Source organism: Pseudomonas sp. EGD-AK9, assembly GCF_000465935.2.
Lineage (GTDB): Bacteria > Pseudomonadota > Gammaproteobacteria > Pseudomonadales > Pseudomonadaceae > Aquipseudomonas.
On the sequence record NZ_AVOF01000173.1, the window covers coordinates 1 to 7031 of the forward strand.

The 7031-nt window shown below is 68.2% G+C and carries 7 protein-coding genes and 1 pseudogene; 5 read left to right on the forward strand and 3 right to left on the reverse strand.

All coding sequences use genetic code 11. The annotated features are described in order from the left end of the window. From N878_RS28920 to N878_RS09545, 4 genes and pseudogenes are all read left to right on the forward strand, one after another. Positions 1-300, forward strand: a pseudogene (locus N878_RS28920) (hypothetical protein); the annotation flags it as partial. Between the two features lie 256 nt (positions 301-556). Continuing rightward, on the forward strand, positions 557-1564 hold the full coding sequence (locus N878_RS09535) for a methionine ABC transporter ATP-binding protein (protein ID WP_021443437.1): 1008 nt from the start codon (positions 557-559) through the stop codon (positions 1562-1564). Further along, the gene (locus N878_RS09540) at positions 1564-2232 is read left to right on the forward strand and encodes a methionine ABC transporter permease (protein WP_021443438.1); all 669 of its coding nucleotides are present in this window, start codon (positions 1564-1566) and stop codon (positions 2230-2232) included. The genes N878_RS09535 and N878_RS09540 overlap by 1 nt, the downstream gene beginning before the upstream one ends. 64 nt (positions 2233-2296) lie before the next feature. Then, positions 2297-3067, forward strand: coding sequence for a MetQ/NlpA family ABC transporter substrate-binding protein (locus N878_RS09545; RefSeq protein WP_021443439.1), 771 nt, complete (start codon positions 2297-2299; stop codon positions 3065-3067). Positions 3068-3140: 73 nt separating this feature from the next. On the opposite strand, the gene N878_RS09550 is transcribed toward N878_RS09545, so the two are convergent. Further along, on the reverse strand, positions 3141-3995 hold the full coding sequence (locus tag N878_RS09550; RefSeq protein ID WP_021443440.1) for a LysR substrate-binding domain-containing protein: 855 nt from the start codon (positions 3993-3995) through the stop codon (positions 3141-3143). Positions 3996-4098: 103 nt separating this feature from the next. Between N878_RS09550 and N878_RS09555 the strand changes: the two genes are divergently transcribed. After that, positions 4099-4524 (forward strand): VOC family protein, encoded by a 426-nt coding sequence (locus tag N878_RS09555; protein WP_021443441.1) that lies wholly within the window; start codon positions 4099-4101, stop codon positions 4522-4524. A gap of 16 nt (positions 4525-4540) precedes the next feature. On the opposite strand, the gene N878_RS09560 is transcribed toward N878_RS09555, so the two are convergent. Next, the gene (locus N878_RS09560; protein WP_021443442.1) at positions 4541-5203 is read right to left on the reverse strand and encodes a hypothetical protein; all 663 of its coding nucleotides are present in this window, start codon (positions 5201-5203) and stop codon (positions 4541-4543) included. 121 nt (positions 5204-5324) lie between these two features. Next, on the reverse strand, positions 5325-7031 hold a 1707-nt coding region (locus tag N878_RS09565), incomplete at its 5' end, for a bifunctional diguanylate cyclase/phosphodiesterase (protein WP_021443443.1).

The following is a 7031-nucleotide window of genomic DNA, read 5'->3' on the forward strand; positions in this document are numbered from 1 at the left end:
GAGCCGCCCAGGGCGCGCCTGATCGATCCCGCCGCGGCCAGCAGCGCGGTGGCCATGCCGATGCTGGACAAGCAGGACAACGAACACCTGCGCCGCCTGCTCGATGGCGTGGCGGCGGACGTGGTGACCTTCCGCTGCGCCGTGCGCATCGAAGTGCGCGAGGCCAAGGACTATCCTTGGGTCGCGGCGCTGCTGTCGGCGCGGATCAAGAAGCTCGACCCGACCTTTCGCCCGCAACTGAGCCAGAAAATCGTGCCGCAACAGGTGCCGCGGCTGCTGCTGAGCCCGCAGCGCGGTTGAGTCCAGGGTGAGAGTGGATGACCCCGTTTATGCCGGCGAATCCGCGGTGCTGGTGGATGGGTGAAGCGTCATCCACCCTACGGTTCGGCGTAGCGCTTAACGTTAATGCGATTTTGTAATAACCATAGGCCAACAAAGATTTTCTCGGCCTAAACACGGCCGGGTAGACTAGCGCCCTTTTGCGCCCACCCGGCGCCCGCTGGCCGGCTCACCTACCGTGGAGCCCGCCCTTGAACATACCCAAAAGGTCGTTCGCGTGATCCAGTTTCAATCCGTCCACAAGGCCTACCGCGTCGCCGGCCGCGAGATTCCCGCACTGCAGCCGACCGCGCTGCAGATCGAACGCGGTCAGGTGTTCGGCATCATCGGCCATTCCGGCGCCGGCAAGAGCACCCTGCTGCGCCTGATCAACCGCCTGGAGGAGCCCTCCGGCGGGCGCATCGAGATCGACGGCGTCGACGTCACCGCCCTCGATGCCCAGGGCCTGCGCCGCTTCCGCCAGCAGGTCGGGATGATCTTCCAGCACTTCAACCTGCTGTCGTCGAAGACCGTCGCCGACAATATCGCCATGCCGCTGCGCCTGGCCGGTGAGCTGAGCCGCGCCGAGATCGACGCCCGGGTCGCCGAGCTGCTGGCCCGCGTCGGCCTGCAGGAGCACGCCAACAAGTACCCGGCGCAGCTCTCCGGTGGGCAGAAGCAGCGCGTCGGCATCGCCCGGGCGCTGAGCACCCGGCCGAAGATCCTGCTGTGCGACGAGGCCACCAGCGCCCTCGACCCGCAGACCACCGCCGCCGTGCTGCAGCTGCTGGCCGAGATCAACCGCGAACTGGGCCTGACCATAGTGCTGATCACCCACGAGATGGACGTGATCCGCCGCGTCTGCGACCGCGTGGCGGTGATGGACGCCGGCGTCATAGTCGAGGAAGGCCCGGTGGCCCAGGTGTTCCTCCATCCGCAGCACCCGACCACGCGGCGCTTCGTGCTGGAGTCCGAGCACGTCGACGAGGCCGAGCAGCACGACGACTTCGCCCATGTGCAGGGCCGCATCCTGCGCCTGACCTTCCAGGGCGAGGCGACCTACGCGCCGCTGCTGGGTACTGTGGCGCGCGAGACCGGGGTGGACTACAGCATCCTCGCCGGGCGCATCGACCGCATCAAGGACACCCCCTACGGCCAGCTCACACTGGCCCTGACCGGTGGAGACATCGACGCCGCGCTGGCGCGCTTCGGCGCCGCCGAGGTGCATCTGGAGGTACTGCGCTGATGCTCGAACAACTGCTACCCAACGTGTTCTGGCCGGAAATCTGGCAGGCCAGCCTCGACACCCTGAACATGCTGCTCGGCTCCATGCTGTTCACCGTGCTGCTCGGCCTGCCGCTCGGCGTGCTGCTGTTTCTCACCGGCCCGCGCCAGCTGTTCGAACAGAAGGCGCTCTACGGCGCGCTGTCGCTGGTGGTGAACATCCTGCGCTCGGTGCCCTTCGTCATCCTCTTGATCCTGATGATCCCGCTCACCGAGCTGTTGGTCGGCACCTCGCTGGGCGTGGCCGGCGCCATCCCGCCGCTGGTGGTGGGCGCCACGCCGTTCTTCGCCCGTCTGGTGGAGACCGCCCTGCGCGAAGTCGAGCGCGGCATCATCGAGGCGACCCAGGCCATGGGCGCCAGCACCTGGCAGATCATCACCCGCGCGCTGCTGCCCGAGGCCCTGCCTGGGCTGCTGGCGGCAGCCACGGTCACCGCCATCACCCTGGTCTCCTACACCGCCATGAGCGGCCTGATCGGCGGCGGCGGCCTCGGCGACCTGGCCGTGCGCTACGGCTACCAACGCTACCAGCCGGACGTGATGGCGGTGACCGTGATCCTCCTGCTGATCCTGGTGCAGGTGCTGCAGATGGTCGGTGATCGCCTCGTCGTACATTTTTCTCGCAAGTAATGATGAAAAGCGGCGACTCGCCACCCGCGGGACCCGCGCGAACCTTCCCAAAAGGAACCTTGAAATGAAGAAACTGCTGACTGCCCTGGCCGCTTGCGCGGCCTTCTCGGCCCAGGCCGAAACCCTCAACGTCGCCGCCACCCCGGTGCCGCACGCGGAGATCCTCGAGTTCGTCAAACCGGCGCTGGCCAAAGAAGGCGTGGAGCTCAAGGTGCGCGTGTTCACCGACTACGTGCAGCCCAACCTGCAGGTGCAGCAGAAGAACCTCGACGCCAACTTCTTCCAGCACCAGCCCTACCTGGACGAGTTCAACGCCAGCCGCAAGACCGAACTGGTCGGCGTGGTCGGCGTGCACGTCGAGCCCTTCGGCGCCTACTCCAGCAAGGTCAAGAACCTCGGCGAACTGGCGCAGGGCGCCACCGTGGCCATCCCCAATGACGCCACCAACGGCGGCCGTGCCCTGCTGCTGCTGCAAAAGGCCGGGGTGATCACCCTCAAGCCGGAAGCCGGCATCCTCGCCACGCCCAAGGACATCGTCGAAAACCCCAAGGCGATCAAGGTGCGCGAACTGGAAGCGGCCACCCTGCCGCGCGTGCTGAGCCAGGTCGACCTCGCCCTGATCAACACCAACTACGCCCTGGAAGCCAAGCTGAACCCGACCCAGGACGCCCTGGCCATCGAGGGCAGCGACTCGCCCTACGTCAACCTGCTGGTCGCCCGTCCGGACAACAAGGACAGCGCCGCCATGCAGAAGCTGGCCAAGGCGCTGAACAGCGCCGAGGTCAAAGCCTTTATCGCCGAGAAGTACCAGGGCGCCGTGGTGCCGGCGTTCTAAGCCGCAGCCACTGCCCGATCCAGAAGCCCGCCGCCGTGCGGGCTTTTTTCTGCAGGTTGCGCACGCAGGGTGCCTATGCCTGCAGGCACTGCAGCAGGCAATCCAGCGCCGGCTGGCGCTGGGCGCGGCGCAGCAGGGCGAGCAGTTCGCGGTGGAAGGTCAGCTCGCCCAGCTCGAGCACCCGCAGCCGCGTCGGCCGCTGCAGCCACAGCCCGGCGCGCGGCACCAGGGCCACGCCCATACCGTTCTCCACCAGGCGCACGATGGCCTCCAGCTCGTCCAGCTCCAGCGCCTCGCGCACGTTCAGGCGCTGTTCGCGGAGGAAACGACTGACCTGACGACCGCCGAACGAGGCGCGGTCGTAACGCACGAACGGCTGTTCGACGAGCAGCCGCAGCGGATCGTCGCTCTCCGTCGCCAGCGGCGCGATCAGCACGAAGGGCTCGCGCGCCAGTGGCACCTGCAGCAGCTCCTTGGGCAGCGGGAACGGCGGCTTGATCAGCAGGGCCAGATCCAGTTCGCCGGCATCCAGCTGGCTGAGCAGCTGCAGTGACACCCCCGGCACCAGCTTCAGCTCGACCCGCGGCGCCAGCTGGCGAAAGCGCGGCAGCGCCTCGGCCAGCAAGCCGGTCTGCAGGGTGGCGATGGCGCCGACGCGCAGCTCGCCCTGCCACTGGTCCGCCGCCTGCGGCAGCGCCATCTGCGCGTACAACGCCAGCATCTGCTCGGCCAGCGGCAGGGCATGCCGACCGGCGGCGTTGAGCACGGCGGCGCGGCCGCTGCGGTCGAACAGGCGCACGCCCAGCTGCTGTTCCAGCACGCGCATCTGCGCGCTGACCGCCGACTGAGTCAGGCCGACCTGCTGGCCGGCGGCGGCGAAGGTGCCCAGGCGGGCGACGGCGACGAAGGTCTTGAACTCGCGCAGCATCGGCAATCCATCAAAATTATTTGAGCTTGCAAGCAAGGATATTCGCTTTCAATCGATTTAGCTGTTGCTAGGCTGGGGGCGAACAACCAAGAGGTACTCCGCAATGGCCCTAGCCCCCTTTCACCTGGCGATTCCCGTGTACGACCTGGCCGCGGCGCGGCACTTCTACGGCGAGCTGTTCGGCTGCGCCGAAGGCCGCAGCAGCGAGCAGTGGGTGGATTTCGACTTCTTCGGCCACCAGCTGGTGATCCATGAAGCGCCGAAGATGGCGCACCAGGAGGCGGCGCACCGCAACCCGGTGGACGGTCACGACGTGCCGGTGCCGCATTTCGGCGTGGTGCTGGCCTGGGACGACTGGCAGGCGCTGGCCGAGCGCCTGCAGGCACGCGGCACGACCTTCGTCATCGAGCCCCACGTGCGCTTTGCCGGCCAGGTCGGCGAGCAGGCCACCCTGTTTCTGCTCGATCCCTGCGGCAACGCCCTGGAGTTCAAGGCGTTCAAGGATATCGGCCAGCTGTTCGCCAAGTGAGAGCCGGCGGCGCAGCCTAGGCCAGGATCGTCAGCTGCAGGCGTTCGGGCAGCAGGTCGCGCAACTGCGGGTTGGCCGCCAGCAGCTGCGGCAGCAGCTCGCGCAACACGGCCGGTCTGAGGTGGGCGCAGACATCCGCCTGGCGCGGCAACGGCAGGCCGGCGAGCACCCGGGCGGACACCGCGACGTTGTCGTCGGCGGCCGCCGCCTCGGTCAGCTTGCACAGGTAGGCGGTGGAGAAGCTGCGCAGGCTCTGCACGATCAGCTCGATATCGAGGATATGGCGGGCGATCTGCAGCACGTGGTCGGCGTCGTTGATGCCGTAGATCAGCACCTTGACCTGCCTGGCCGACAGGCATTCGGCATAGCGCGCGGCGGTGGCGAAGGCGCCGATCACGCAGAGCCGGCGCGCCACCTCCAGGTGCAGGCTGTCGGGCAGGCTGAGGTAGGTGGCGAGGATCAGCTGCGGGTCGAGGTGGGTGGTGACCTGCGCGAGGAACTCGACGGGCAGCGCCAGGATCAGCTCACGCAGCTGCGCCGGCGGCAGATGTGGCGACAGCTGCGCCGCCTGCTCGGCGCCGAGCTTCTGCACCAGGGCCGCCTTCACCGGCACCGGCGCCATGCGCTGCGAAGCCAGCAGCAGGCGCTGGCCAAGGCTCAGGGATGGGGCTTCGGCCATCGGGAACTCCTTGTCGTGAGCGGGAGCCCCCAGCATCCCCCAGGACGGCGCACGCCGGCAGCCATCTTTGATTCGGTCGGCCCGGCCGTCCCCGCGGCGTCTGGGTAGGGAGGGAACAGCCTCAGTACACCGGGGCGTCGATCTGCGCACGCAGCAAGGCGGCGAAGGCCTCGGCCTCCACCGGCCGGCTGATGAGGAAACCCTGGATCTCGTCGCAGTGCTGGCTCTTGAGGAAATCCATCTGCGCCTGGGTCTCCACCCCCTCGGCCACCACCTTGAGCTCCAGGCTGTGGGCCATGGCGATGATCGCGCGGGTGATCGCCGCGTCCTCGCCGCCCGGCGACAGGTCGCGGATAAAGGTTTGGTCGATCTTCACGTAGTGCACCGGGAAGCGCTTGAGGTAGCTGAGCGAGGAGTAGCCGGTGCCGAAGTCGTCGATCGCCAGTTTCACCCCCAGCTCGCGCAGCTGGCGGAAGGTGGCGATGACGCTGTCGACGTTGTCCAGCAGCTGGCTCTCGGTCAGCTCCAGCTCCAGGTATCGCGGCGCCAGGTCGGTTTCCTCCAGCACCTGGCGCACCAGGCTGGTCAGGTTGCCCTGGCGCAGCTGATGCACCGAGATATTCACCGACACGCGGATCTCCGCCAGGCCCTGGCGCTGCCACTCGCGCGCCTGCCGACAGGCCTGGCGCAGGACGAATTCGCCGATCGGCGCGATCAGCCCGGTTTCCTCGGCCAGGCCGATGAACTCGCCGGGCGGCACCAGCCCCTGCTGCGGATGGCGCCAGCGCACCAGCGCCTCGGCGGCATTCAGGCTGTCGTCGGCCAGGCACAGCTTGGGCTGGTAGAACACCTCCAGCTGGCCCTCCTCGATCGCCTTGCGCAGCTGGTTCTCCAGCTGCAGGCGCTCCAGGGTGCAGGCCTGCAGGTTGTCGGTGAAGAACTGGAAGGTGTTGCCGCCCAGGTGCTTGGCGTGCTGCACGGCCATGTTGGCCTGGCTGATCAGCGCGCTGATCTCGCGCGCGTAGTCCGGCAGCAGGCTGATGCCCAGCGAGGCGCTGACCACCAGTTCGTGGCCGCCGACGTCCATCGGCACGCGCAGCTTGGCCAGCAGCCGGCTGGCCACCCGCGCCAGGCTGGACAGGCTGCCGTAGGCATCGAGGATGATGGCGAACTCGTCGCCGGACAGCCGCGCGATGCAGTCGGCCTCTGGCACCGCCTGGGTCAGGCGGCGGCTCATCTGCCGCAACAGCTGGTCGGCGACCTCGTGGCCGAGGCTGTCGTTGAGCAGCTTGAAGCGGTCCAGGTCGATATGCAGCAGGGCGACGCTGCGCCCGCTCTGCCGCGCGCGCTGGCTGGCCTCGTGCAGGCGCTCCTTGAACAGGCTGCGGTTGGCCAGGCCGGTCAGTTCGTCGTAGTGCGACAGGTAGCGCAGGCGCTCCTCGGCCTCGCGCCGCGCGCTGAGGTCGGCGAAGAAGCCGACGATATGGCTGGGCCGCCCGCTGGCGTCGCGCACCAGGTTGAGCTGCAGCCATTGCGGGTAGAGTTCGCCGCTCTTGCGCGTCTCGATCAGCTCGCCCTGCCAGCTGCCGCTGCCGTCCAGCTCCTGGCGGATCAGCTGGTACTGGCGGCGCATCTCGCGGCTGCCGATCAGGCTGGTCACCGTGCGCCCCAGCACCTCCTCGCGGGCGTAGCCGGTCACCGCGCTGAACGCGCGGTTGACCGCCAGCAGGCGGTAGTCCGGGTCGAGAATGAAGATGCCCTCGCTGGCCGCCTCGAACACCGTGGCCGCCAAGCGCTGCTGCTGCTCCTGCTGACGCCGCGCGCTGAC

Excerpts from the sequence above, each read along its gene's own strand:
- N878_RS09540 (WP_021443438.1), top strand. The coding sequence starts at position 1,564 with ATGCTCGAACAACTGCTACCCAACGTGTTCTGGCCGGAAATCTGGCAG.
- N878_RS09545 (WP_021443439.1), top strand. The coding sequence starts at position 2,297 with ATGAAGAAACTGCTGACTGCCCTGGCCGCTTGCGCGGCCTTCTCGGCC.
- N878_RS09550 (WP_021443440.1), bottom strand. The coding sequence starts at position 3,995 with ATGCTGCGCGAGTTCAAGACCTTCGTCGCCGTCGCCCGCCTGGGCACC.
- N878_RS09555 (WP_021443441.1), top strand. The coding sequence starts at position 4,099 with ATGGCCCTAGCCCCCTTTCACCTGGCGATTCCCGTGTACGACCTGGCC.
- N878_RS09560 (WP_021443442.1), bottom strand. The coding sequence starts at position 5,203 with ATGGCCGAAGCCCCATCCCTGAGCCTTGGCCAGCGCCTGCTGCTGGCT.